Consider the following 21,433-nt stretch of genomic DNA (forward strand, 5'->3'; position numbering starts at 1 on the left):
AAGGTGGGCGACACACTGCCCGTGGGTCAACAGCCCTTCCGGCATGTGAGATGGGTCACGCGTCCTACCGACACTGTCCCGAGGTGCGGCGACGGCCCGGCGAGCAGCGCCCATACAAGGTCCGACCCACTGGTGCGGGTCCCTTCTCTGCCGGGTCGCAGGGTCGAGCTCGCCACCCGGCCGCCGAGCCAGCACCGCACCGAGCTCCCCTACGCGCGCCGCGACTCCAGCACCCGGAACCCCTTGGCGCTGGCCAGCCGCGTGGTCGGGTAACCCTGCTCCCCCAGCCAGCGCTGCAGCGAGTCACCGCCCAGGTTCTTGCCGACCACCATCACCGCGCGCCCGTCCGGCTTCAGCCGCGGCAGCCACGTCAGCAACAGCTCGTGCAAGGCGGCCTTGCCGATCCGAATCGGCGGGTTCGACCAGATCTCGTCGAAGGTCACCGAGTCCGGCAGGTAGCCCGGAGTGCACGCGATGAAGCGGTCCTCCAGCTTCAGCGCGGCGCCGTTCTCGTTGGCCAGCAGTACGGCACGCTCGTTGACGTCGATGCCCGTCACACCAGTGGTCCCGGCCTCGACGCCACGCGCCCGCCAGGCAGCGGCGATGCCCAGCCCGATGACGCCGTACCCGCAGCCAAGGTCGAGCACGTGTCCCGGCTCGGGCGGCGCGGTCTCGCGCAGCAGTACGGCGGTGCCGATGTCGAGGTGGCCGCGGCTGTAGACACCCGACCCGCTGGTCAGGTCGAGGCGCTGGCCCCACACCTCGCACGAGAACGGCTCTCGCCGGAAGGGCACCGAGGGGTCGGCGGAGAAGTAGTGGTCCTGCTCTTCGTCCGTCATGACAGTCTCCTCTTCGTGCGCGTGCGCTCCGCCTGCGCGGCAAGCTCGGCGTCGTCGGGGTAGCCGACCTCCTCGAGCGTCAGCCCGCGTGCGCGCGCCACCGTCATCTCCGGGTCGCGGCGCGCGCCGTTCATGATCTCGACCGCCCAGCTGGCGGGCTGACGGCCGTCGCCGATCGCGAGCAGGCAGCCGACCATCGACCGCACCATGCTGTGGCAGAAGGCGTCGGCACGCACGGTGGCCACCGCGACGCCGTACTCGTCGCGCACCCACGACAGGTCGAGCAACGTGCGGACCGTGGTCGCGCCTTCGCGCCGGCGGCAGAACGACGCGAAGTCGCGCAGGCCGACCAGCTCGGCCGAGGCCTTGTTCATCGCGTCGAGGTCGAGGGCCCGCTGCCAGACGAGCACGTGGTGGCGGCTCAGCGGGTCGACGCTGTTGGGATCGTCGACCACCCGGTAGGAGTAGCGCCGCCACATCGCCGAGAAGCGCGCGTCGAAGCCCTCGGCGGCCTCGGCCACCCGGTGCACACGCAGGTCGGTTGGCAGGATGCCGTTGAGCCGGCGCAGCAACGCCGCGTCGGGTGCCTCGGTCGACCGGCCGACCGAGCCGGCCAGCACGTCGGCGTCCAGGTCGAAGTGCACGACCTGTCCGCGCGCGTGCACGCCGGTGTCGGTGCGGCCGGCGCAGACGACGCGCGCCTTCGGCAGCCGGAGCGCGGTCGCGAGCGCCTCCTCGAGCAGACCCTGGACCGTGCGCAGTCCGGGCTGGATGGCCCAGCCGTTGAAATCGGTGCCGTCGTAGGCAAGGTCGATCCGGATGCGCACGGCGCCACCCTATTGCGGCTTCGTTCTAGGCTTGTCGGGTGCCCGATCCGTCAATCGTCCTGGTGTCCGAGACCCACGCCGAGCAGCTGCTCGACTCCTTCGACCGCTACGCCCGCGAGTATGACCTCCGCGTCGCACGTTCGTGCGGCGAGGCGCTCGAGCTGACGGAGGGGATCCGTGCGGGCGGCGGCACCGTCGCCCTGTTCGTCTCGGACTCCCGCCTGCCCGATGCGCAGATCCTCCAGGCTTTTGGGCTGTGGCGTGCCGTGGTGCCGACCGCGCGCCGGATGATCGCGGCCCACTTCGACCACTTCATCGCCGACGCTCCAGGGTTGCGAGCCGGCATGGCCAAGGGCAAGTACGACGCCTATCTGCTGATGCCGCGCGGCACCCGTGACGAGGAGTTCCACAACGCCGTCACCGACCTTCTCTCCGACTGGGGGTCGACGGTCGCCGATCCCGAGGTCGTCTCGGTCAAGATCGTGTCGCCGGTGCGCGACGCCCTGACGATGGCGATCCGCGACTACCTCGACCGGATGGGCATGGCGAGCCGGGTCTACGAGCCGGACAGCGACGGCGGCAAGTACGTCCGCGCGATGTTCTCGCCCGACGCGACGTACCCCCTCGTCTACGCCCACAACCGGAACCCGGTGCAACCGACCTCGGTGCGGGACGTCGCGGCCTCCGTCTTCGGCGTCCCCGAGGACTTCGTGGTCGAGGACGTCGTCGATGTCGCCGTGGTCGGCGGCGGGCCGGCCGGGCTGGCCGCTGCCGTGTACGCCGCGTCCGAGGGCCTGTCGGTCGTGGTGGTCGAGGCGGAGGCGATCGGTGGACAGGCCGGCACCAGCTCGATGATCCGCAACTATCTCGGCTTTCCGCGCGGCATCTCCGGCATGCGGCTGGCCCAGCGCGCCCGTAACCAGGCTCTGCGCTTCGGCACCCAGTTCTTCACCGGCTGGGAGGTCACGTCGCTGGAGCCAGGAGGCGACGACAAGCCGCACGTGCTGCGCTCCGACGGCGGCGAGGTCCGGGCCCGGGCCGTCGTGATCTCCACCGGCGTCGCCTACCGCAAGCTCGGCGTCGACAGCGTCGAGGACCTGACGGGCAACGGGGTCTACTACGGCAGCGCGATGACCGCGGCCCGCGAGATGGAGGGGTACGACGTGGTGGTCGTGGGCGGCGGCAACTCCGCCGGCCAGGCCGCCATCCACCTCTCGAGGTACGCCCGGTCGGTGACGATCATGGTCCGCCGGCCCGACCTGGCATCGACCATGTCGCAGTACCTGGTCAGCGAGATCGACCACAACCCGGCCATCTCGGTGCAGCCGTGCGCGGAGATCGCCGAAGGCGGTGGCGACGGCCGCCTTCAGTGGCTCGACGTACGCGACACGACGACCGGCGAGGTCAGCCGGCGCTCCGCCGAAGGCCTGTTCCTCCTGCTCGGCGCCGAGCCGCACTGCGACTGGCTGCCGGACTCCGTGGCCCGCGACGACCGCGGCTTCGTGCTGACTGGCCGCGACGTGCCAAAGGCCGACTGGACCGACGGGCTGCCCCCCGACAACCTGGCCACCACGGTGCCCGGCGTCTTCGCGGCCAGCGACATCAGGTCGGGCTCGATGAAGCGCGTCGCCTCGGCCAGCGGCGAGGGCGCGAGCGTCGTACCGCTCGTCCACACGTTCCTGACCCTCGGCGAGTAGGACTCGCGAACCTTATGCAATCAATTGGTTGACAAAGAACTCCGCGCCGTTCTACGGTTGTATTCAACCAATCAGTTGATGAAGGTTACTCATGACCGCCGACCAGCTCTCCCGCGTCTTCGCCGCTCTCGCTGACCCGACCCGGCGCGACATCGTCGCCCGCCTCACCGAGGCCGACGCATGTGTCGGCGACCTGGCCGCGCCGTACGACGTCAGCGTCCAGGCGGTCTCCAAGCACCTCAAGGTGCTGGAGGAGGCGGGCCTGGTCAGTCGGAGCCGGGAGGCCCAGCGCCGACCAGTGCACCTGGAAGCAGAGGTGTTCGACCTGATGACGAAATGGATCGAGCGCTACCGCCGGCAGGCCGAGGAGCGCTACCAGCGACTCGACGCCGTGCTGGCGAAGCTCACCGAGGAGCAGGACCCCGACAAGCAGCAGACAACCCAGGAAGGATCAGCATCATGACCACCACCGCCAACCGCGAGGCCACGATCGAGGCCGTCAAGGACGTCCCGATGATCACGATCACTCGCGACTTCCGCAGCACGCCAGAGCAGCTGTTCCGGGCGCATACCGACCCCGAGATCTACAAGCAGTGGGTGGGGCCCAACGACGTCCCCACCGAGATCGACTACTGGGACGCCCGCACCGGCGGCAGCTGGCGCTTCGTCAGCACCAGCGACGGACTGGAGCACGGTTTCCATGGGTGCTTCCACGAAGTCAGCACCGAGCGCATCGTCCAGACGTTCACCTGGGAGGGCATGCCCGAGGGCGTCTCGCTCGAGACGCTGACCTTCGAGGACCTCGGTGACGGCCGCACCCGGCTGCACGCCCAGTCCCTCGTCGACTCCTTCGAGAGCCGCGACGCCTGGCTGTCCTCCGGCATGGAGATCGGCGTCAACGACGGCTACGCCAAGCTCGACCAGATGCTGGCCGATGCTGCCGTCTGATCCCGCCGCCCGCCACCGCGCGGTCGCCGGCGCCTTCACCGACCTGGTCACAGCGACCCGGTCGTGGGAGGGGCCTGCGCCCGTTGCCGGCTGGGTCGCGCGCGACGTCGTCGGTCACCTCGTCGAGTGGCTCCCCGCGTTCCTCGCGGGCGGAGCCGCGATCGAGCTGCCCACCGGCCCGCCGGTCGGTGAGGACCCGGTCGGCGCCTGGCAGACGGCGTACGACGCTGTGCAGGCGCTGCTCGACGACCCCGCCACCGCGGGCCGGACACTGAGCAACCCGCACATCGGCGACATCCCGCTCGACGTGGCCATCGACCGGTTCTACACCTCCGACGTGTTCATGCACGCCTGGGACCTCGCCGCCGCCACCGGTCAGCTGCACGAGCTCGACGCCGACACCTGTGCCGAGATGCTCGCCGGCATGGAGCCGATGGAGGAGGTCATGCGTGGCTCGGGTCAGTACGGCCCCCGGGTGCCGGTACCCGACGATGCCTCGGCCCAGGACCGGCTGCTCGGCTTCATCGGGCGTGACCCGTCGTGGGCGACGCGGGCCTGAGTCGTCAGCCCAGCTCTCGGGCGTACGGCGGGTTGGCGCCGGCCCGCGACACCGTGATCGCGGCCGCGTGGGCGGCCCGCGCCAGCACGTCACGGACCTCGTCGGCGCCCAGGGCCGTGAGAGCGCCACGGGCAGCGGTCCCGACACAGCCGCGAGTGGCCAGCGCGTCGACCATCGCAGCACCGAACGTGTCACCCGCACCGATCGTGTCGACGACCGGGCCTGCCTGCGCGGCGATCTCGACGGAGACGCCTCCGCCGTACCAACCGGCGCCGTCTCCGCCACGCGTCACCACGACGGCAGCCGGGCCGAGTGTCAGCAGATGCGCCACGGCCGCCTGCTCGTCCAGGTCGCCGTACAGACCCTCGAGGTCCTCGTCGGACGCCTTCACCACGTCGCTCAGCGCCACCATCGCCTCGACAGCCGCCACCACCGCGGGACCGGTGCCGGTGATCGCCGGCCGCAGGTTCACGTCGTAGGCCACCAGGGCGCGGTCGCGGTAGCGGTGCACCACCGCCAGCACGTGGTCCGCCCCGGGCTCCCGGGTCGGCGCCAGAGAGCTGACCTGCACCACGACCGGCGCCGGCAGGTCCTCGCGGAGCGGGTGCAGCTGCCAGGCGATGTCGAACGTGTACGTCGCCACTCCCCCGTCGTCGAGCTCCGCGACCGCGGCCGACGTGCGCTCGAGCGAGAGCGGCTCGACCGCCCAGCGGATGCCTTCGGTGTGCAGGTGCGACCGGATCCGACGGCCCCGGTCGTCGGCACCGAGCGCCGACGCGAACCAGACCGACCGGCCCAGCCTGGCCAGCGCGACGGCCGCGTTGGCGGCGCTGCCTCCGACATGCTCGACCGGCTCCTGGCCGGGCGCATGTACGACGTCGATCAGGCTCTCACCGATGACCAGGAACGCGTCGTCCTGCAGGGGTTCCAAGATGGTCCTCTTCTCGCGCCCGGGGTGGCCACTGGATCCTAGCCACACCCCTCATCGGCCAAGAGGGGCTGCAGGCATCATGGTGCCCATGGACGCCGACCACTTCTCCCGGCCCGACCCGACGTCGGACGTCGCGCCCTACGAGCAGCTGCGCACCCAGATCGCCGGCCGCGCCGCGAGCGGGATGCTGGCCCCCGGCACCCGGTTGCCGACGGTGCGTGCGCTCGCAGACGACCTCGGCCTGGCTGTCAACACCGTGGCCAAGGTCTACCGCGCGCTCGAGGCCGACCGCGTGATCGTCACCCAGGGCCGGCGCGGCACGTTCGTGGCGTCGTCGGCCGCGGCCTCGTCCACCGCCGCCGACACAGCCGCAGCGTCGTACGTCGCCACCTGCCGCCGCCTCGGGCTGACCGTGTCGGAGGCAACCCGGCTCGTCGAGCAGCGCTGGACCTGACACATGCAACGAGGGCCCGACATCTTGTGGATGTCGGGCCCTCGTGATGCAGGTCAGGCGTGGGCTACTCGCCGGCGCGGGTGAACCCAGCAGCCTCGGCGGACGCGACGGTGTCAAACCACACCTCGGCGACCGTCTGGTCGTACCACTGGCCGTCGGGCTCGTGGAACTTCATCGAGTCCTCGTTGCCCTTGACCGGGAAGCCCTCGGGCGCCACAGCGGCGTCCTCGAGCGGGACGTGCGAGCCGGCGTACTTGCCCTCGAAACCACCCTCGGTCTCCTCGAACACCTCGGCGTCGGCGCCTTCGACGTCAACGAACGGCGCGATGCCGGCGTCCTCGGCCTTGGCCTCGACCGGGTCGCTGGCGACCTCGTCCTCAGCGGCAGGAGCCGGGGTGCTCGCGGCAGCCTTGGTCGTCTTCTTCGACGACGCAGCCTTTGGCGAGTAGGCCTCGGTCACCAGCTCGATCACGGCCATCGGCGCGTTGTCGCCCTTGCGGGGACCGATCTTCGTGATCCGGGTGTAGCCACCCGGACGCTCGGCGAAGGTCGGCGCGATGTCGACGAAGAGGGTGTGCACGACCGACTTGTCGCGGATGGTCTTGAGGACCTCGCGCCGGTTGTGCAGGTCGCCCTTCTTGGCCTTGGTGATCAGCTTCTCAGCGTGCGGGCGCAGCACCCGTGCCTTGGCCTCGGTGGTGGTGATGCGGCCGTGCTCGAACAGCGCCGTCGCCAGGTTCGCGAGGATCAGGCGCTGGTGGGCCGGGCTACCGCCGAGGCGCTTGCCCTTCTTGGGAGTAGGCATGTGGTTCTCTCATTTCTCCCGGGCCGTGTCAGGTACCCGGATAGACGACCGGCTGGGCCGGTCGATTTCGGTCAATTGAGTTGATGCTGTCGCGAGCTTGCGAGCGTCGTTCTCGGTGGTCGAGTAGCGAGCTCGCGTGCGTATCGAGACCTAGTACTGCTCGTCCTCGACGAACGCGTCGTCGTCGTCATCGCCGTACGCCGCGAGAGCGGCCTGCGGGTCGAAGCCGGGCGCGCTGTCCTTGAGGGACAGGCCCATCTCGACCAGCTTGGCCTTGACCTCGTCGATCGACTTCGCACCGAAGTTGCGGATGTCGAGCAGGTCCTGCTCCGAGCGCGAGATGAGCTCACCCACGGTGTGGATGCCCTCGCGCTTGAGGCAGTTGTAGGACCGGACGGTCAGCTGCAGCTCCTCGACCGGCAGGGCGAGGTCGGCAGCGAGCTGCTCGTCGACGGGCGACGGGCCGATGTCGATGCCCTCGGCCTCGACGTTGAGCTCACGGGCCAGACCGAACAGCTCGACCAGGGTCTTGCCGGCCGAGGCGATCGCGTCACGGGGACGGATCGACGGCTTGGTCTCGACGTCGATGACGAGCTTGTCGAAGTCGGTGCGCTGCTCGACTCGGGTGGCCTCGACCTTGTAGGTCACCTTGAGGACCGGGCTGTAGATCGAGTCGACCGGCATCCGGCCGATCTCGTTGTCCAAACCCTTGTTCTGGACGGCGGAGACGTAGCCGCGGCCACGCTCGACGACCAGCTCCATCTCGAGCTTGCCCGAGTCGGAGAGGGTGGCGATCTTCAGGTCGGGGTTGTGGACCTCGACACCGGCGGGCGGCGCGATGTCGGCGGCGGTGACGTCACCGGCACCCGACTTGCGCAGGTACATCGTGACGGGCTCGTCGTGCTCGGAGGAGACGACCAGACCCTTCAGGTTGAGGATGATCTCGGTGACGTCCTGGGTGACACCCTCGACGGTCGAGAACTCGTGGAGGACGGAGTCGACCTTGATGCTCGTGACCGAGGCACCGGGGATCGACGACAGGAGCGTACGACGCAGCGAGTTGCCCAGGGTGTAGCCGAAGCCAGGCTCCAGGGGCTCGATCACGAAGCGTGAGCGGAACTCGTCGACGGACTCTTCCGACAGCGTGGGGCGCTGAGCGATAAGCACTGATATTTCCTTCCCGGGCCCACCCGCTATTTGACGGGCCCGAACTGCGGTGATGGAGAAGGGAGTGAGTCGGGGTTCCGGCTGCCCGCCGAGGTGACGACGGGCAACCGGACCACCGGTTTTACTTCTTGGAGTAGTACTCGACGATCAGCTGTTCGGTGACCGGCATGTCGATCTGCGCGCGGACCGGGACCTGGTGCACGAGGATGCGCATCCGGGTCGGAATGGCCTCGAGCCAGGCCGGGACGTGGCGCTCGCCGTGGGTCTCGCGAGCCACGATGAACGGCGTCATCTCGAGCGACTTCTCCCGGACGTCGATGACGTCGTGGGCGCTCACCTGGAACGAGGGGATGTCGACCTTGCGGCCGTTCACCATGAAGTGGCCGTGTACGACGAGCTGACGGGCGTGGCGACGCGTGCGGGCGAAGCCGGCACGGTAGACCACGTTGTCGAGGCGGCACTCGAGCATCTGGAGCAGGTTGTCACCGGTCTTGCCGGATCGACGCGATGCCTCGACGTAGTACTTGTGGAACTGGCGCTCGAGGATGCCGTAGGAGAAGCGGGCCTTCTGCTTCTCGCGCAGCTGGAGCAGGTACTCGCTCTCCTTGATGCGTCCGCGGCCGTGCTGGCCGGGGGGGTAGGGGCGACGCTCGTAAGCCTGGTCGCCTCCCACGAGGTCGACACCGAGACGGCGCGACTTCTTGGTCATGGGGCCGGTGTAACGGGCCATGTTCAGTCTCTCCTTGGGTCTCTGGCTGTCGGGATCAGACGCGGCGGCGCTTGGGCGGCCGGCATCCGTTGTGGGGCACGGGAGTGACGTCCTGGATGGTGCCGACCTCGAGGCCGATGGCACCAAGCGAACGAATCGCCGTCTCGCGGCCCGAACCGGGGCCCTTCACGAAGACGTCGATCTTCTTCATCCCGTGCTCCTGCGCCCGACGACCAGCAGCCTCGGCTGCCATCTGCGCGGCGAACGGCGTGGACTTGCGCGAGCCCTTGAAGCCGACGGTGCCGGCGGAGGCCCAGGCGATGACCGCACCGGTGGGGTCGGTGATCGTGACGATCGTGTTGTTGAACGTGCTCTTGATGTGGGCTTCGCCCTGAGCGACGTTCTTCTTCTCCTTGCGGCGCACCTTGCTGGCGCGGCTCTTGGGAGGCATTCAGTAACTCCTGGAGGTAGCTGGTCGGGGAGAGTTCGAGGAAGCAGGCAGGTGGCGCGTGTGCGTCACTTGGCCTTCTTCTTGCCGGCGACAGTGCGCTTGGGACCCTTGCGGGTACGGGCGTTGGTCTTGGTGCGCTGACCGCGGACCGGCAGGCCCATGCGGTGGCGGCGACCCTGGTAGCTGCCGATCTCGATCTTGCGGCGGATGTCTGCCTGGACCTCGCGACGGAGGTCACCCTCGATCTTGAAGTTCGCTTCGATCTCATCGCGGAGCTTGACCAGCTCTTCGTCGCCCAACGTGTGGACGCGCGCGTTCGGGTCGACCCCGGTTGCGGCGAGGAGCTGCTGGGAGCGGGTACGGCCGATGCCGTAGATGTAGGTGAGTGCGATCTCGATGCGCTTGTCGCGCGGGAGGTCAACACCAACGAGGCGAGCCATGTGGCGATTCCTTGTCTGTTTGCACGGTGGTTTCGGTTCGTGTCGCGTCCCATACCGCCTCGGTTGGGCCCCGGCCACTGCTCCGGAGGTGATTCAGTCCTGGATGTTCAAGACCTAGCGATCACGTTTAGTTGTTCTTCAGTTGTGCGGTGCTACTGCTTAACCCTGGCGCTGCTTGTGTCGCGGGTTCTCACAGATGACCATGACGCGGCCGTGACGACGAATGACCTTGCACTTGTCGCACATCGGCTTGACGCTGGGGTTGACCTTCACGAGGAGGGCCCTTTCTTCATCGGGTGGCTGGTTACTTGTAGCGGTAGACGATGCGACCCCGTGTGAGGTCGTACGGCGACAGCTCCACCACCACGCGGTCCTCAGGGAGGATCCGGATGTAGTGCTGGCGCATCTTGCCGCTGATGTGGGCGAGCACCTTGTGTCCGTTGGTCAGCTCGACCCGGAACATGGCGTTGGGAAGGGCCTCCACTACGGTGCCCTCGATCTCGATCACGCCTTCTTTCTTCGGCATGTCCTCCACAATCTGTTGATTCGCGTATCTACCGTCTTCGTGCGCCAGCGGATGGATCCGCTGGGTGGCCCGGGAACCTCCGGTCGCAGGCGACCGGTGGACCTCGTGCAGCGCTGGGGGTGTCTCACCTGGACACGCGCACGACTAGCTCTCACGAGCTGGTCGATTGGTGATCCTGGCAGCCGCGAGGCACCACGAAACGCAACCCACGTTGGGCCGACACGCCAGTTTAGGCGGAGGCTGGGAGAAATCCCTAATCGCGCTGGGCCCCCCACCACGGGTCAGCGACGCAGGAACCCTGGCCTGAACGTGGTGATGTTGACCGCGGCAAACCAGCGGGTACGCCGGCCCACCGTGCGCGACATCGCGCGGCGCTCCTTGTCGATGCGCGCCCAGTAGGACTCGGCGCTCTCGGCCGCGGGCACCTCCGGCCCCCAGACCGAGCTGTCGGCCTCCCGGGCCAGGGCGGCGGCCCGCTTGGACGTGATCGAGCCGGACTGCTCGCGGCGGGTCACGGTGCTCGTGAGCGGCACCTGCTGACCGAGGTCGAGGGCGTGGTCGACCAGCTCGCGCCAGGCGCCGACGAACCGCGTGGATACCGCAGCGGCGGAGCGGCGACGGCGCCGGCGGAGCACCTTGGCGGCAATGATGGAGCCGAGGCACAACGCGATGACCAGCAGCGGGATGCCGACATAGATCACCACGGTGGCCACCCACGCGGGCAGCCCGTCGCCCTCTGCCTGCAACTTGTCGGACGGCTTGTTGGCCATCTTGGCCCGCAGGTCGGAGTCGGACTGCTCACCGAGGTCCGACGGCGGCGGGATCGGCGCCGGCGGGGGCACGACCGTGCCGCTGAGCGGCTCCTGGGTCTGGGGCTGCTGCTCCGAAGGCGGCCGGTCGGACATGAACGCCTCGGTCGGCAGGGTGCGCCACGAACCGTCGGCGAGCCGCAGCTCGACCCAGGCCGAGACGTCCTCGCCGGTCACGACGCCGCCCGCGGGTACGACAGCACCCATGACCACCCGGGCCGGGACCCCGATCTTGTTGGCCATCAGCGCCATCGTCGCGGCGTACTGCTCGTCGTTGCCGACCATGACCTCGGCGTTGACGAAGCCGTCGGAGAGCCGCTGGATGCCGTGTCCGGGGTAGTAGGTGCGCTCGGACTTCTTGACTCCGTCGGAGTAGCGGCCCTCGGTCTTGAGGTGATCGGCCACCGCGAACACCCGCTCCATGGGTGTGTTCGCCTCCTCGGTCCACTTGGAGGCCGGGCCGTCGAGGAAACCGGTGCCGTCGGCGGGCACGCCGGTCTGGCTCGAGGGCGCATCAGCGGCGGTGACGGCCTCGTCAGGAGCCACGGCAGTGAAGGAGTAGCGGTCGCCGGGGTGCAGCCCGGACGGTACGACGGCAGTCGAGGTCGCGAGGTTGTAGCGGAACGACTCGCCCTTGACGCCCGGCTCGCCGCTCTCGAACTCCATCGACTGGAGCGCGCCGATCACGGGCAGCCAGACGCCGCGGTAGCCCTCACCGAGGGTCACCGTGGCCTTGACCGCGTCTCCGGAGACCTGGTTGTCGATGACCGACGAGACCCGCTGGAAGGAGTCCTCGGCCTCGCCGGGCAGGGCGTCGTTGGACGCCCCCCACACCATGCCGTCGTAGCTGTCGAGCGTCGCGAACCGCACCCGGCTGCCGTTGGGGGCACCGGTGACGCGGAACAGCTCCTTCTCGAAGACGTTGGTCGGCCGTTCCTCGCGTGCCGTCGCGGGCAGCTCTACGTAGTTGCGGAACGACGCCAGCAGCGAGGGGTAGCGGCCGATGTCGAACGGCGGCTCGACGTAGGAGCGCAGCACGGTGCGGTCGGTGTCGGCGCCCATCGCCGCGTTGGCCACGGGCAGGGCGAGCACGGCTGCAGCGCCCAGCAGTGCGACGCCGGCGACGCTGCGCCCGATGCCGCGGCTGCCGCCCCGGACGGCCGCGCTCTCGCGGCGGCCACGGAGCGCCAGCCAGCCGAGCGCCAGGGCTGCGAAGCCCACGCCCTGCAGCCACAGCGACTGCGGGTGTCGGACGCCGAGCCCGATGACGACGACGAGCGCGAGAGCGCAGGCCAGCACGGGCAGCAGGGCGGTGAGCCACGAGCGCCTGGTCTGGAGGTGCACCAGCTGGGCACCGATGAAGCCCGACACCAGGCCGAGCGTCCACGGCAGCACCAGCAGCGGCCCGGTGCCGTCGACCGGGGGCAGCGTGGTGAGCATGTCCTTCCAGCCGAACAACAGCTGGTCGGTCAGCTCGCCGAGCGTGCGTCCACCCGGGACGTACGCCGTGTCGCCGATCGAGCGCAGGCACAGCGGGCCCCCGAACAGGAAGAACACGACGACCAGCGTGAGCACCGCCGCCACCACGGGCCAGCGCAGCGCGCGGAAGAGCGCGGAGATCGCGACAGCGAGGACGGTGCCGACGATGCCGACGACGAGGTAGCCCTGGCCGGTGAACGACGAGGCGAAGCCACTCAGGGCCAAAGAGGTAAGGGCCACCACGAACACGAGGTCGAGGAGGCGTGGGACGCCGGGCCAGTCGGCGCGCGCCCGCCGCCGGGTCTGGGTCTGGGTGTCGAGGCTCGTCATCGCACGCTCCAGCGCAGCAGCCCGGCCAGGTCGTCCTTGGCGGCCAGGTGCAGGACCGGGAGTCCGCCGGCCTCGCTCACCCGGCTGCGGCCGGCGGGGTCGATCAGGATGGCGAAGCGGCGTACTTCGGGCGGGAAGGCCGCCGACGCGCGCTGCACGTCGCGGAACTCGCAGCCCGGGCCGGTGATGAAGAAGCAGAGACTGGTGTCGGGCGCGACGGAGACGGCACGTCGCCCGGTGTTGACCAGCCCAACGTTTCCGAAGTCGGCCCGGCAGACCGAGTCGAGCGCCAGGTGACCGTCGGCGCCGGACGACGCCTGCTTGCCGCAGACGAACGAGACCTCGAAGTCGTCCAAGATCGCGCGTACGGCGATCGACGCGGCCACGGCCATAGCCATCTCGAAGTCGTCGGGATCGGGCCAGGCCGACAGCTGGTCCTCGACGACCAGCGTCGCGTGGCTGCGACGCGTGTCGAGGTACTGCCGGACGAGCAGCGCCGACTCACCGGTCGAGGCCATCACCTTGGCCGACGAGCGCCAGTGGATGTGGCGCAGGTCGTCGCCGGGGGCGTACTCGCGCAGGGCATGGAAGGCCAGGTCGCTCTGCGAGATCGCGTCGGTGGAGACGCCCTCGAGGTCGCGCAGGAGGCCGGCTCCCAGGGACTCCAGGGGCAGCAGCGGCGGCCGCACGAGCACCTCGCGGACCGGCGTCCAGGTCACGTCACGGGAGAAGATGCCGAGTGGGTCACCGCGCCGCGTGATCGCCGGGCCGACGGGAATGACCCCGCGACGCTCGGTGCGGATGGTGAACGTCTCTTCGTTGCCGGCCCCGGGTGCCAGCGAGCCGATGCCGTAGCGGTGCACGGCCGAGCCGACCGGCACCTCGAGCGTGGTGGGCAGCAGTCGTCGCCCGGCGGTGTTGGTCACCAGCACGCTCGCCGCGGCGGACTCCCCCGCCATTACTCGCTCCGGCTCGAGGCCGAGGTCGACACGCACGTTGGTGCGGCCCAGCAGGAACGGTGCGGCGAGCACGAGCAGGAGCAGGCAGGCCGCGGCGATCACGCCCAGCTCGCGCCAGTGCGCCGTCTGGGCGACCAAGGCTGCGCCCACGCCGATCCCGAGGATCACCCAGCCCACAGGCTTGACGATCCCCAGGATCTGGTCGAGAGGCTTGGTGTCGGCCATGGGCGTGGTCTCAGGCCACCCGGTCGGTCGGCGGGGATACGGCGTCGAGCAGCCGGCTGATCACGGTCTCGACGGTGACGCCGCTGAACTGCGCCTCGGCGTCGAGCAGCACGCGGTGGCACAGCACGGGCTCGGCGAGCTCCTTGATGTCGTCGGGCACGACGTGGTCGCGGCCGTCGGCGGCCGCCCACGTCTTGGCCACCCGGATGAAGGCCAGACCACCACGGGGCGACAGGCCGAGCTTGACGTGCGGCTGACGGCGAGACTCCTCGGCCAGCTCGGCGACGTACCCGATGACGGCCGGGTCCACGTAGACCTGGTCGGCCAGGCCGCTCATCTGTGCGATCGTCTCGGCGGTGATGACCGGCGTGACCAGCGAGGCGCGGTCGCGAACGGCTGCGTTGACGAGCAGCTCGATGGTGGCCGCGCGGTCGGGGTAGCCCATCGACGCCTTCATCAGGAACCGGTCGAGCTGCGCCTCGGGAAGGCGGTAGGTGCCGGCCTGCTCGATGGGATTCTGGGTCGCGATGACCAGGAACGGGCGGCCGACGGAGTGGGCGACGCCGTCGATGGTGACCCGGCTCTCCTCCATCACCTCGAGCAGCGCCGACTGGGTCTTGGGCGAGGCCCGGTTGATCTCGTCGGCCAGCACGATCGTGTGGAAGATCGGACCGGGATGGAACTCGAACGTGCCCTTGTGCTGGTCATAGACGGTCACGCCGGTGACGTCGGAGGGCAGCAGGTCGGGCGTGAACTGGATGCGGGCATGGCTGCCCTGGACGGTGTTGGCGAGCGCTCGCGCCAGCATCGTCTTGCCCGTGCCGGGGAAGTCCTCGAGCAGGATGTGGCCCTCGGAGAGCAAGCAGGTCAGGGCGAGGCGTACGACGTGGCGCTTGCCGAGGACGGCCTTCTCCATGTTGTCGGTCAGCTGGTCGAAGGTCTCCTTGAACCAGTCGGCCTGCTCGTGCGAGATCGTCATGGTGTGTCTTTCTGCCGGTGGGTTGGACGGAAGTCGAGCGTTACCACGCGATCTCCACGCTTCTGCCGGACTGCTGTGCGGACCCGCATTCAGCCCACACGGTTGGGCCGAGCGGCAGCGTGCCCGTGCCGTAGTAGTAGTAGGTCCCTGATGAATAGTTGGCTACGGGGTCGACCGCGAACTGGAAGTCTGGGCGACCCGTGCGGTGGATCTTGCACGCGTACCTCTCCACGAACCCGCTCACCGCGACGTTGATGAAGGCGCAGTTGGCCTCGGTGCACGGCGCGAACGGCTCTGCGCCCGTGCCCCCAGGTGGCATGCAGGCTGGAGGCCGGTTGGGATCGTTCTGGTCGGTGCCGTCGCGGCAGGTGCCGCCTTTCGACACCGAAACGGTCACCGGCGGCGGATCGTTGGACGTGGCCACCGCACTGCGCACCACTTCCCCACGACCAAGCGGGTTGTCGTCGGAGATCTTTACGAAGATGTCGGTCTGCTCACCGTACTTGTCGGTCTCGTAGGTCGGCGTGGTGAAGTTGAAGGCTCCTGGACCGGCCGGGCGGAACTCGCGCACCGGCTGCTTCTTGCTCTGATACTGCACCAGGACCGAGTCGCCGTTGCTGGTGCCCGAGATGCTCCAGCTGATCGACTTTCCGCTGACGTTCGGCGTGATGGAGAAGATGTGCCGCTCGGCGATCGGACCGTAGGCCTGCACCTGTTGGAGTTCACTGTCGGTGCACCCGCCACGACTGAAGTTCTCGTTGCACACGCGCAGCGCGACGCTGAAGCTCCGCTCGTTGGTGGGCACGTCGATGAGCTCCGACTGGGCCCCGACAGCACCGTTGCGGGCCGGGCGCGCAACGCCGTCGACCAGCACCGTGACGTTGCTCTGCGCACCCCGGGAGTCCGGCACGACGTAGTTCAGCTGCGCCTGGTTGTCGCGACCGGTGGCCGACCAGTTCCACGCGGCCCAGTTGGCCGGCTTGCCGATCGCCTCGAAGCGAACGGGCGCGCTCGCGGGCGACTGGTTGCCCGGCGCGTTGTAGGCGATGACGGTGTAGTTCACGGCGCTTCCGTCGTACGGCACGTTGCGGTGCAGACACGTCGCCACCTCGATCCGCACGCAGCCCGGGATCGCCGTCGCGACCCCGTCGTCGACCCGGGCGAACGCGGTGTACGTCGTCGGCCCGGGGCCCTCGGGAAGCGTCGCCGCCCAGTCCAGGGCCACGGTCGTGAGATCCCTGCCCAGCTGCTGGTCGACGGCCCGCAGGGACGTCGGTGTGAGCGGCGTGCCGAGAGACTGGAACGGCGCCGACTCACGGATGTCGGAGAGCCCGGCCTTGTTGCGCGAGTAGATCTTGAACGTGTAGGTCCGGTTGTTGTCCAGACCTGTGAGGTCGAGCGAGGTCAGCGTTCCGGGCACGGTCTGCGTGGGGAGGCCCTGCGCGGTGATGGTGTAGCTCTCGATCGCAGAACCGGACGGGTTGGCGGCACCCCACGAGATCTTCATGGTGTTCGGTCCCCGGCTCACCTGCGTGATGGACGGCACCCGGCCGGGCTTGGTGGTGGCCACCGCAGTCAGCGAGCGGTCGCTGAAGCCGGAGAGCCCGACCCGGTTGTGCGCTGCCACCTGGAACGCGTAGCTCTTGCCGACCTGCCCCACCTTCACCGCTCCGGAGTTGGTCCGGAACCGCTGCGTCACGCCGGACTTGATCTCCTTGATGAGGTAGTAGTCGATCGGCGACCCGTTGGCCTCCGACGGCGCCCACGACAGGTTGATCCGCTTGCTCTCCAGGTCGCCGACCCGGATCGGCCGGCCGGGGACACTCGGGGTGTCCAGCACATCGAGGGAGATGGTGCCGTCGACAGTGCGCTCCGGCGCGGGGTTCTCGTCGGCGACGTCGGTCATGCTCACGCTGAACTCCGCGTGGCCGATCACCCCGTTGGGCGCCGTGAGCGTGACCTTCGTGCCGTCGGCCGACGCCGTGACACCGACTCCCGACGAGCGGGACACCTCGATGACGCGGGGCTCGGGACTGGCGACCCCGGCCGAGAACCGGGACGCCAGATCGATGGTGCGCGACGAGCCTGGCTTGAGGTCGGGCACGCTGATCGGGAGGAGCGACGGTGAGGGCGCTTGCTCGACCCTGATCTGCAGCGTGTCGGGCTCGCTGTCGCCCGCGGTGATCGTGATGGCGCCCTCACTGCCGGACAGGGCCGAGCCGCTCGCCGTGACCTCGAGCGTGTCGGTGCCGGAACCGGTCAGCGTCACACCCGTGACCTGGGGGTCCCAGGCAGCCTCGTAGGTGAGGCCGGCAACCGCTGCGGGGTCCTGGGTCCAGACGTTGCAGACCGAGGCGACGTCGATCTCGATGGCATCGACCTGGTTGACCGCCACAGGCACATCGGGGCAGTGCAGCTCGGGCCGGTCGGTGCCGATCTGGACCGGGATCGACAAGATGGTCCGCCGGACGTCCTTGCCGGTCGTCGGAGCGACCTCGACGAGCAGGGCGCCCGGGCCGGTGTAGTCGCCGCGCGACGTGAGATCGACCGCGAGGTCGCCGTTGTAGCGGGCATCCAACGCCACCGGAGGCGAGGCCCAGACCCGGTTGCGACCCGTGATGGCCAGGGGCGCACCGGTCGGGTTGACGATGTAGTCCTCGAGCGTCACCCGGAGGGACTTGGCGGAGTCGATCTTGATCGGGGCGTCGTCACGGACGTACGGCCTGCTGGTGCCGGTGGGCGGCACGTAGACCGACGCTGTGGCCGAGCCGCCGTCGGCGTCCTCGACCCGGAACGGGATCACGCGGGGCTCGGGCCCACGCGTCACCGTGACACTGGCGCCCTCGAACGTCGCGATCGCGGGGTCTGCGAACACCTCGACCAGACGCAGGTCGGTGCGCGAGCCGTCGGGGTCGTAGGCACCGCTCAGCTCGTTGGGGCCGGCGAGCACATCGACCGTGACCTGGTCGCTGTCGGTGGTGCGCCCGTAGGCGTCGTACACGACCGGCGGGTTGTTGTAGTCCTCGATCGGCGTGAGTGTCACCGTGCTCGTCGACGTGGCCAGCCCGTTGTCGAGTCGGTAGACCACCTCGATGACGTCGTCCTTGACCGTGCCGGGCGCCTTGATCGAGATCGGGCCGATCTCGGACTCGAGCTCGACCCCGGCCGGCGCGTCGACCAGCTCGACCTTGATCCGGTCGGTCGTCCCGATCTGGTCGTTGGCGATCACGTCGACATGGGCGGTACGGCCGGGCTCGATCATCATCTGGTCGGGCACGGCCACGGGCGGCTGCGGGGTGCCCACCGGCACCACGGCGACCCGCACGGTGCCCGTCGCCTCGGCACCCAACGTGTCGACCACGGTGTAGGTGAACTCCTCGGAGCCCACACCCCGCGGGTAGGCCTGGAACTCCAGCGAGTTCGCACCGAACGAGACCACGCGACCGAGCGTGGGTGCGGAGGCGATGCCCGTCACGGTGACCGGGTCGCCGTCGGGGTCGACGCCGAAGCCGGGCACCTTGAGCTTGACGGTGTCGCCGGAGACGACGCGGCCTTCGAGGACAGGGGGCTCCGGCGCGGTGTTGGGTGACTTTGCCGGCACGACCACGACGGTCAGCCGGCCCTGTGCGGTCTCGCCTGCAGAGTTCTCGGCGACGTACAGCACGTCGAAACTGTCTCGCTCCTTGATGTCGGGCGGGGCGATGTAGCGGACCATCCGGCCGGCGATGAACGCCCTGCCGACGTCGCCCTTGACATCGATCGGCGCCCGGACTCGCAGCTCACCCGAGCCGAGCTCGGTCGCGTCGTCGGTGAGGCTCAGCTGGTCACCCGAGGGGCTGTAGTCGTTGTCGAGCACCGGCGTCACCACGGCGGACCCGGCCCGGACGATGACCCGGTCGGACGCGGTGACCGGCGTGTTGTCCTCGGGCTGCGGACGCTGGCTGACGAGGACCTCGCCGCGCGCGGTCCGGTTGCCGTTGCTGACCGTGTAGCGAACCAGCTGGGGGTTCGGCAACAGACGGCCCTGGCGCGGGGCGATGCGCAGCCACCGGCCGTCGATGACCGAGACGTCGATCTGGCTCTTCTCCTGGGCGGCGGCGTTCTGCACGACCAGGATCCCGCCGGCCGGGTCGACGTCGTTGGCGAGTACGTCGACCGTGCCGGCCGCCTGGCCGTAGATCGTCAGCGTGTCGGGCATCGCCACCGGATCGAGGGCGTTCTTCGGGGCCGGCCGGACGTCGACGCGAATCTTGCCGGGGGCGGTGGGGGCACTGCCGTAGGCGGCGTCGTAGTCGACGAAGTAGGTGCCCGCCTTGTCTGACAGGAACCGGATGGTGCCGGCGTTGAGGTCGGTGCGGATGCGTGCGGAGCCCTGGTCGGGGATCTTGCCGCCGATGGTGAGGTCGGCGTTCGGCGTGGCCGGGTCGGAGCCCGGCATGTCGTTGGCCAGCGGCCGGATAGTGATCGGCTTGCCGACCTCACCGCTGACCACGTCGGGGTTGGCCGTCGGCTGGACCGGGGTCGTGTTGAACTTGTCCTGGACGGCGAAGTTGATCGCCTTGGTCGTCGCCGGACCGACGCCGTCGGTGACGGCGTACTCCACCCGGACGTTGGCGGCCTCGGGCGGAGCGGTGAAGCGCACGCGTCCCGTCGCGGTGGTGCGTGCGGTGGCCGCGGTGTCGCCGGCGCCGGCGCCGACGACGGTGGCCGACTCGAGCAGGAGCGAGTCGGAGTCCACGTTGTCGCGCCAGTCGGAGAGCAGGGGCACCTCGAGGGAACCCCCGGCGGGCACCACCCAGGGCTTGGACTCGTAGCCCTCGCGCAGCGTGGGCTGGGCGTTCTCGCCGGAAGACCGTACGGCGACACTCACCGTCGCATGGGCGGACTGGGTACGGCCGTCGTCGATGTAGTACTCGAAGGACGTCGAGCCCTTGGCGTCGTCGGGCACGCGCAGCTGCAGTGTCTGGCCGTCGGGACTGATGGTGACCGATGCGCCGGGCATGCTCGGCGCGTCGACGGCGCGGATCGCCAGCAGCCGACCCTCGGGCGCCGAGTCGTTGTCGAGCGGATGGAGGACACTCGTGCGGCCGGGCCGGGCACCGAAGTCATCGGGCTTGGCCTTGGGCGGACGACGATCGGCGTTGTTCTGGTTCTCGTCGTCCTTGTCCTTGTCCTTGATCTGCTTCTTCGAGGTGAAAGCCTGCCAGTTGTCGATCTTGAGCGGCTTGTCGGCGTCGATGTCCCAGATGGATCCGGTGCTGCGGTCGTTGAGCAGGATCTCGCCGCGGTTGACGCGGAAGACGAGGTTGCTCGCCTCGCCTCCCAGGCTCTGCGGCGTGGGCGCGCCGCTTCCGCAGGCGACGGCCACCGAGCCGAGACCGCCCGACCACGCGCCGTACTCACAGGCGCCGAGGCGAACCGGAGCAGCGGGCTGGCCGCTCTGTCCCTCGACCACGGTCGTCGTCTCGCCGGTCGCGAGGCCGACCGAGAGCAGGGCACCTGGCGTGCCGACGAGTACGTCGTCGGCGGACGGGCCGGACTGCTGCAGGACTCCCGTGTCGGGAAGAGTGGTGCTGCCGCCGCCGATGACCGCGAGCTGGCCGGACGCCGCGTCGAGGGTGACGGCCTTCTCACCGACCGCTGTCATGGCCGTGGGGGCGCCCGCGGCCTCGGGCAGCGCCTTCTTAGTTGGCTCGGTGAAACCCGACGCCGCGCCGGAGGTCGACGGGCGGATGGTGACCAGGGTGCCCTTGTCGGACGAGGTGACCAGGATCGTGCCGGACTCGGTGACTGCCATCGCCGCGCCCTTGCCGGCCTTGACGAGGGGATCGGCAGAAGGGTCGATGCCCCCCACGAGCGGCTTGCCGGTCTGCGGGTCGAAACGCGTCGCCCAGACCTCGCCGGTGCCCGGGTCGACATTGGCGAGCGTGCCCCCGCGCATCTGCACCTGGCCACCCGACGGGATCGATGCGGTGGTTTCCGAGAGGGTCAGCCCGGCCGTCTCGATCGCGTAGGCGCGACCCGCACGCAGGTTCAGGCCGACGACACCGGCGCCGTCCTGGACGATGTCGAGGTCGGTGTCCTGCTCGGCGAAGATGGCGCCATCGAGCTGGCCGATGGGCTTGTTGACGCGACCGAAGTAGCCGCGTTCGGAGGTCGTGACCCAGATGCCACCGTCATTGAGATCGGTGCGGTGGGAGCGGTAGCCCTCGGCGGAGACGGCGTAGACGACAATGGCTCCCGCCGCGATCGCCAGGGCAGCATTGGTCGCGATGGCTGCCCGATGCCGCCTCATGAAC

General features: G+C 69.4%; 18 protein-coding genes and 1 pseudogene. 5 read left to right on the forward strand and 14 right to left on the reverse strand.

The genetic code is table 11. The annotated features are described in order from the left end of the window. Positions 1 to 209 precede the first annotated feature (209 nt). Complete coding sequence (locus H4Q84_RS09560; RefSeq protein WP_248583162.1) at positions 210 to 839, reverse strand: methyltransferase; 630 nt, start codon at positions 837 to 839, stop codon at positions 210 to 212. Then, entirely contained in the window at positions 836 to 1,666 is an 831-nt protein-coding gene (truA, locus tag H4Q84_RS09565; RefSeq protein WP_248583163.1) for a tRNA pseudouridine(38-40) synthase TruA, read from the reverse strand. The genes H4Q84_RS09560 and truA overlap by 4 nt, the downstream gene beginning before the upstream one ends. Before the next feature lie 38 nt (positions 1,667 to 1,704). Between truA and H4Q84_RS09570 the strand changes: the two genes are divergently transcribed. From H4Q84_RS09570 to H4Q84_RS09585, 4 genes are all read left to right on the forward strand, one after another. Beyond that, entirely contained in the window at positions 1,705 to 3,363 is a 1,659-nt protein-coding gene (locus tag H4Q84_RS09570) for an FAD-dependent oxidoreductase (protein WP_248583164.1), read from the forward strand. Between the two features lie 91 nt (positions 3,364 to 3,454). Beyond that, entirely contained in the window at positions 3,455 to 3,826 is a 372-nt protein-coding gene (locus H4Q84_RS09575) for a metalloregulator ArsR/SmtB family transcription factor (RefSeq protein WP_248583165.1), read from the forward strand. Further along, complete coding sequence (locus tag H4Q84_RS09580) at positions 3,823 to 4,311, forward strand: SRPBCC family protein (RefSeq protein WP_248583166.1); 489 nt, start codon at positions 3,823 to 3,825, stop codon at positions 4,309 to 4,311. The genes H4Q84_RS09575 and H4Q84_RS09580 overlap by 4 nt, the downstream gene beginning before the upstream one ends. Next, positions 4,298 to 4,870, forward strand: a complete 573-nt coding sequence (locus H4Q84_RS09585; protein WP_248583167.1) for a TIGR03086 family metal-binding protein — start codon at positions 4,298 to 4,300, stop codon at positions 4,868 to 4,870. Before H4Q84_RS09580 ends, H4Q84_RS09585 begins: the two co-directional genes overlap by 14 nt. A gap of 4 nt (positions 4,871 to 4,874) precedes the next feature. On the opposite strand, the gene H4Q84_RS09590 is transcribed toward H4Q84_RS09585, so the two are convergent. Next, positions 4,875 to 5,801, reverse strand: coding sequence for a PfkB family carbohydrate kinase (locus H4Q84_RS09590; RefSeq protein ID WP_248583168.1), 927 nt, complete (start codon positions 5,799 to 5,801; stop codon positions 4,875 to 4,877). A gap of 88 nt (positions 5,802 to 5,889) precedes the next feature. Here H4Q84_RS09590 and H4Q84_RS09595 point away from each other — a divergent pair, with 88 nt between their 5' ends. Continuing rightward, complete coding sequence (locus H4Q84_RS09595) at positions 5,890 to 6,255, forward strand: GntR family transcriptional regulator (protein WP_248583169.1); 366 nt, start codon at positions 5,890 to 5,892, stop codon at positions 6,253 to 6,255. Between the two features lie 385 nt (positions 6,256 to 6,640). Here H4Q84_RS09595 and rplQ read toward each other — a convergent pair. The 11 genes and pseudogenes from rplQ to H4Q84_RS09650 form a co-directional block, all read right to left on the reverse strand. Beyond that, positions 6,641 to 7,060, reverse strand: a pseudogene (rplQ, locus tag H4Q84_RS09600) (50S ribosomal protein L17); the annotation flags it as partial. Between the two features lie 150 nt (positions 7,061 to 7,210). Beyond that, positions 7,211 to 8,227 (reverse strand): DNA-directed RNA polymerase subunit alpha, encoded by a 1,017-nt coding sequence (locus H4Q84_RS09605; RefSeq protein WP_248583170.1) that lies wholly within the window; start codon positions 8,225 to 8,227, stop codon positions 7,211 to 7,213. Between the two features lie 121 nt (positions 8,228 to 8,348). After that, positions 8,349 to 8,957: a 30S ribosomal protein S4 gene (gene rpsD / locus H4Q84_RS09610; protein WP_248583171.1), complete on the reverse strand. Its 609-nt coding sequence runs from the start codon at positions 8,955 to 8,957 to the stop codon at positions 8,349 to 8,351. 34 nt (positions 8,958 to 8,991) lie between these two features. After that, the gene (gene rpsK, locus H4Q84_RS09615) at positions 8,992 to 9,387 is read right to left on the reverse strand and encodes a 30S ribosomal protein S11 (protein ID WP_248583172.1); all 396 of its coding nucleotides are present in this window, start codon (positions 9,385 to 9,387) and stop codon (positions 8,992 to 8,994) included. A 65-nt stretch (positions 9,388 to 9,452) separates the two neighbouring features. Then, complete coding sequence (gene rpsM / locus H4Q84_RS09620) at positions 9,453 to 9,827, reverse strand: 30S ribosomal protein S13 (RefSeq protein WP_036490072.1); 375 nt, start codon at positions 9,825 to 9,827, stop codon at positions 9,453 to 9,455. 159 nt (positions 9,828 to 9,986) lie between these two features. Beyond that, entirely contained in the window at positions 9,987 to 10,100 is a 114-nt protein-coding gene (rpmJ, locus tag H4Q84_RS09625; RefSeq protein WP_056707964.1) for a 50S ribosomal protein L36, read from the reverse strand. Between the two features lie 31 nt (positions 10,101 to 10,131). Continuing rightward, positions 10,132 to 10,353, reverse strand: a complete 222-nt coding sequence (gene infA / locus H4Q84_RS09630) for a translation initiation factor IF-1 (RefSeq protein WP_036490070.1) — start codon at positions 10,351 to 10,353, stop codon at positions 10,132 to 10,134. Positions 10,354 to 10,634: 281 nt separating this feature from the next. Then, positions 10,635 to 12,971 (reverse strand): transglutaminase-like domain-containing protein, encoded by a 2,337-nt coding sequence (locus tag H4Q84_RS09635; protein WP_248583173.1) that lies wholly within the window; start codon positions 12,969 to 12,971, stop codon positions 10,635 to 10,637. After that, on the reverse strand, positions 12,968 to 14,155 hold the full coding sequence (locus tag H4Q84_RS09640) for a DUF58 domain-containing protein (protein WP_248583174.1): 1,188 nt from the start codon (positions 14,153 to 14,155) through the stop codon (positions 12,968 to 12,970). Before H4Q84_RS09640 ends, H4Q84_RS09635 begins: the two co-directional genes overlap by 4 nt. A gap of 10 nt (positions 14,156 to 14,165) precedes the next feature. Beyond that, positions 14,166 to 15,134, reverse strand: coding sequence for a MoxR family ATPase (locus H4Q84_RS09645; protein WP_248583175.1), 969 nt, complete (start codon positions 15,132 to 15,134; stop codon positions 14,166 to 14,168). A gap of 40 nt (positions 15,135 to 15,174) precedes the next feature. Further along, positions 15,175 to 21,429, reverse strand: a complete 6,255-nt coding sequence (locus H4Q84_RS09650) for an Ig-like domain-containing protein (protein ID WP_248583176.1) — start codon at positions 21,427 to 21,429, stop codon at positions 15,175 to 15,177. Positions 21,430 to 21,433 lie beyond the last annotated feature (4 nt).

It is taken from the genome of Nocardioides sp. InS609-2 (assembly GCF_023208195.1).
Lineage (GTDB): Bacteria > Actinomycetota > Actinomycetes > Propionibacteriales > Nocardioidaceae > Nocardioides.

Excerpts from the sequence above, each read along its gene's own strand:
- H4Q84_RS09560 (WP_248583162.1), bottom strand. The coding sequence starts at position 839 with ATGACGGACGAAGAGCAGGACCACTACTTCTCCGCCGACCCCTCGGTG.
- H4Q84_RS09575 (WP_248583165.1), top strand. The coding sequence starts at position 3,455 with ATGACCGCCGACCAGCTCTCCCGCGTCTTCGCCGCTCTCGCTGACCCG.
- H4Q84_RS09580 (WP_248583166.1), top strand. The coding sequence starts at position 3,823 with ATGACCACCACCGCCAACCGCGAGGCCACGATCGAGGCCGTCAAGGAC.
- H4Q84_RS09585 (WP_248583167.1), top strand. The coding sequence starts at position 4,298 with ATGCTGCCGTCTGATCCCGCCGCCCGCCACCGCGCGGTCGCCGGCGCC.
- H4Q84_RS09595 (WP_248583169.1), top strand. The coding sequence starts at position 5,890 with ATGGACGCCGACCACTTCTCCCGGCCCGACCCGACGTCGGACGTCGCG.
- rpsD (WP_248583171.1), bottom strand. The coding sequence starts at position 8,957 with ATGGCCCGTTACACCGGCCCCATGACCAAGAAGTCGCGCCGTCTCGGT.
- rpsK (WP_248583172.1), bottom strand. The coding sequence starts at position 9,387 with ATGCCTCCCAAGAGCCGCGCCAGCAAGGTGCGCCGCAAGGAGAAGAAG.
- rpsM (WP_036490072.1), bottom strand. The coding sequence starts at position 9,827 with ATGGCTCGCCTCGTTGGTGTTGACCTCCCGCGCGACAAGCGCATCGAG.
- infA (WP_036490070.1), bottom strand. The coding sequence starts at position 10,353 with ATGCCGAAGAAAGAAGGCGTGATCGAGATCGAGGGCACCGTAGTGGAG.
- H4Q84_RS09635 (WP_248583173.1), bottom strand. The coding sequence starts at position 12,971 with ATGACGAGCCTCGACACCCAGACCCAGACCCGGCGGCGGGCGCGCGCC.
- H4Q84_RS09640 (WP_248583174.1), bottom strand. The coding sequence starts at position 14,155 with ATGGCCGACACCAAGCCTCTCGACCAGATCCTGGGGATCGTCAAGCCT.
- H4Q84_RS09645 (WP_248583175.1), bottom strand. The coding sequence starts at position 15,134 with ATGACGATCTCGCACGAGCAGGCCGACTGGTTCAAGGAGACCTTCGAC.
- H4Q84_RS09650 (WP_248583176.1), bottom strand. The coding sequence starts at position 21,429 with ATGAGGCGGCATCGGGCAGCCATCGCGACCAATGCTGCCCTGGCGATC.